Here is a 3307-nt window from a genome sequence, read left to right as displayed (position 1 = left end):
TGCAAACCTTTTTTGATAGTATGCATATTGCTTATCAGAAAAATATTGATAGCCTTAAACAGGATGCTGATTTTGGTTTTGACTTTGTTAATTCTTCTGTCAGTTAATTCATGCCTGTCAGATCAAGTCTAAACTATTACACCTTATTGTAACTATGAACAAAATAATCATAAAAAAATTTGGTGGGACTTCACTAACTGACTTAAATCGAGTTGCAAACCTGATAAAAAATGATATTGAGAAAGGTTGTAATGTAATCGCTGTTGTATCTGCTGCTGCAGGATTCACTGACCAAATGGCTTTTCAAGCTAGGCAAATTTCAAATTTAAATTGTAGACAAGAGTTATCAGAGTATGATGTTCTCCTTTCAGCAGGAGAACAGATCTCTTGCGCATTATTAGCTATCACTCTTCAATCTATCGGAGTTAATGCTAAATCATGGCTCGCCTGGCAGTTACCAATTCTAACGGATAATTTTTATTCTGAGTCTAAAATAAAAAAGATAAAAATTGACCATGTAAAAAGATCTTTTGCTGAGGGTTATACTGCTGCAATCATTGCTGGTTTTCAGGGTATATACGATGATAGAATCACTACTTTTGGTAGAGGAGGATCTGACATCTCAGCAATTGCCTTTGCTGTAGTCTTTGGTATTAGGACTTGTGAAATTTTTACTGATATTGACGGAATATATACAGCAGACCCAAAAATTGTTCCAAGGGCACGCAAGCTTAAATCTATCTCTTACAATGAAATATTGGAGATGTCGTCATCTGGTGCTAAAATATTGCATAATCGTTCAGTACAACTTGCAATGAAGCATAATATTAAGGTGCAAGTGTTATCCACTTTTGAGGAAGTAGAAGGCACTACAGTACTACACGAAAAAGATGTACTGGAAAGATACTTAATTACTGGAATAACTTATAGCACTCACGAAGCTCTTGTAACTTTTACTAACTTTGCAAATACTCTGGATACTTTAAGAGATATAGCAGGAGCAAACGTTAAAGTTGACATGATACATGGGTCAAGCTTTTTGATTTCTAAATTTGATGTTGATTTAATGAAAAAGTTATTGAACAAAAATGAAAATTATGTCGTAAACAATAATATAGCTAAAATTTCAATAATTGGTATTGGTGTTATGTCTAACACTGAAGTGATGTACCGCACACTCAAGGTTTTAAGCGAAAAAAAGATAGAAATACTTGCTGTCACAATGTCCGAAATCAAGATCAGTATAGTTGTTCAAAAAAAACACGCTGAGGCTTTAATTAGAGATTTACATACCGAATATGAGCTTGATGTATGACAGCACGCTTGAAATTTATTTACTTGATAATTCAAAAAACTTGAAAGAGCAAAGATAGTTATTGAAATTATCTTGATTTACATCGGTTATCCAAGTTTGACATTGAATGCTTAACACCTCCTCCATTAACACCTTTCTGTAATCTTTATCCAGATGCGACATTATATCGTCAAGCAGAAGAAGAGGTGCTTTATTGTAATGAATACACCTTGCTTTTACACTAGATAAGATGATAGAAAGCAGTAATAGCTTTTGCTCTCCAGTAGAACAAAGATTTATTGGCATGTCCCCTTTTTGGCAAAAAACCCAAAAATTATCATTATGTACAGAAAAGGTTACTCTACCAGTTAATGAGTCTTTTTCTCTGTTTTCCTTTAGACGATTCTGAAAATATTCTGCAGTATCGTTCAAAGTTAGCTGACTGCTAAATTTCAAACTTGCCTTTGGAAAAAACTCACAAGAATGGTTATCAATTGTGTCTTGTAATATCTTTAAAACAGATGATCGCATACGTAAAATATCAATTGCATTGGTAGCCATGACGTTTTCAAGACTAGAGAGCCAACTTTCGTCCAAAATATTCTCTCTAAGCAATTTACTTCGCTCATGCTTAGCTTTTCTATATTTCATGTAGCAATAGGTGTAATTTTCTTCAAATAGTGAAACTATACGGTCTAAAAATTTTAACCTGTCGCTTGGAGAATTAAGAAGAATATAGTCCATTTGTGGAATTAGCCATATTACATTAGATATTCTATACAAAGATGAGTAGCTTGACTGCGTTTTCCCATCAATTTGTATTAATTTCTTATTAAGATTCTTTCCTATACCAATTGAGTTAAGCTCTGCTCCATTGAAAAAATCATAATACACTACCCAACTTTCATTACTGCGCCTATTTTGCATCTCATTGATTTTTGCTTTTTTCATTCCGTTGCTTTTAGCAAGCAATGAGATTGCTTCAAGTATATTAGTTTTTCCAATACCATTTTTGCCAGTTACTACAACTGGTCTATCATCTAAATCCAGTTCAAAGTTTGAATGACTACGAAAGTTATATAATTTCAGTTTTTTTATATAGCAATGGGTAGTCATTCTTTAATTTATATTCTCCTTACTTCTTCTAGAACCTCATCAACATGTCCACTAACTTTTACGTTTTTCCAGATCTTCACTACTTTACCTTTTTTATCTATTAAAAAAGTAGTGCGCTCTATTCCCATATACTTTTTGCCAAACATGCTTTTTTCTACCCAAACACCATATTTTTCCAACATTTCAGCATTTTCATCAGAAACTAAAGAAAATGGCAAAGAATATTTTGCTTTGAAGTTAGCGTGGCACTTAACGCTATCTTTTGATACACCAATTATCACTGTGTCAAGAGAAGAGAAATTTTCTATTTTGTCTCTAAAGCCTTTTGCCTCCATTGTACAGCCCGGAGTATCGTCTTTAGGATAAAAATAAAGGACTACATTTTTTTTATCAAAAAATTCACTCAGCGATAAAATTTCGCCAGAATCTGTTGGCAAACTAAAATCAGGTGCATTATTTCCTACTGTTAATTCCATACTTTGCTCCATTATTAACACTTTTATGGTACTATAGTATATTGTAATAGGAAGGGAGGATAAATGAAAGTAGCTTTTCAAATGGATGAAAATATAAATTTTGAAACTGATACTACATTTGCATTAATAAAAGAAGCGCAGAGGAGAAAGCACGAAATTTTTGTCTATGTTCCTAATAATCTAGCACTCAAGTTAAATCAGTCAATTGCTCTTGCTCAGAAAGTCAGCGTTGATGATTTTGGTTTTACTTCTAAAGAAGATGTAACTATAGATTTGAATGAAATTGTAATAGTTTAGACTTGATCTGACAGGCATGAATTAACTGACAGAAGAATTAACAAAGTCAAAACCAAAATCAGCATCCTGTTTAATGCTATCAATATTTTTCTGATAAGCAATATGCATACTATCAAAAAAGGTT

General features: G+C 32.7%; 3 protein-coding genes and 1 pseudogene. 2 read left to right on the top strand and 2 right to left on the bottom strand.

The window, feature by feature from the left end:
• Window positions 1–154: 154 nt before the first annotated feature.
• Entirely contained in the window at window positions 155–1315 is a 1161-nt protein-coding gene (locus tag JR053_RS05215; RefSeq protein WP_029237635.1) for an aspartate kinase, read from the top strand.
• Window positions 1316–1330: 15 nt separating this feature from the next.
• Here the strand turns inward: JR053_RS05215 and recF are convergent, their stop codons facing one another.
• Both recF and bcp read right to left on the bottom strand, forming a co-directional pair.
• The gene (gene recF / locus JR053_RS05210; RefSeq protein WP_007302298.1) at window positions 1331–2410 is read right to left on the bottom strand and encodes a DNA replication/repair protein RecF; all 1080 of its coding nucleotides are present in this window, start codon (window positions 2408–2410) and stop codon (window positions 1331–1333) included.
• A gap of 8 nt (window positions 2411–2418) precedes the next feature.
• Window positions 2419–2886, bottom strand: a complete 468-nt coding sequence (bcp, locus tag JR053_RS05205; RefSeq protein ID WP_010403789.1) for a thioredoxin-dependent thiol peroxidase — start codon at window positions 2884–2886, stop codon at window positions 2419–2421.
• Between the two features lie 63 nt (window positions 2887–2949).
• Between bcp and JR053_RS05200 the strand changes: the two are divergent.
• Window positions 2950–3180: pseudogene (locus JR053_RS05200) on the top strand (glutathione synthase); the annotation flags it as partial.
• Window positions 3181–3307: the final 127 nt, after the last annotated feature.

The sequence above is a fragment of the Wolbachia endosymbiont of Nasonia vitripennis genome, from assembly GCF_048054115.1.
In the GTDB taxonomy this organism is placed as follows: domain Bacteria; phylum Pseudomonadota; class Alphaproteobacteria; order Rickettsiales; family Anaplasmataceae; genus Wolbachia.
Note: the sequence above shows the minus strand (reverse complement) of the source record. Positions and strands in the feature narration are given on the sequence as shown.

What these genes read in the sequence shown, in the direction of transcription:
- bcp (WP_010403789.1), bottom strand. Translation starts at nt 2,886, where the DNA reads ATGGAATTAACAGTAGGAAATAATGCACCTGATTTTAGTTTGCCAACA.
- recF (WP_007302298.1), bottom strand. Translation starts at nt 2,410, where the DNA reads ATGACTACCCATTGCTATATAAAAAAACTGAAATTATATAACTTTCGT.
- JR053_RS05215 (WP_029237635.1), top strand. Translation starts at nt 155, where the DNA reads ATGAACAAAATAATCATAAAAAAATTTGGTGGGACTTCACTAACTGAC.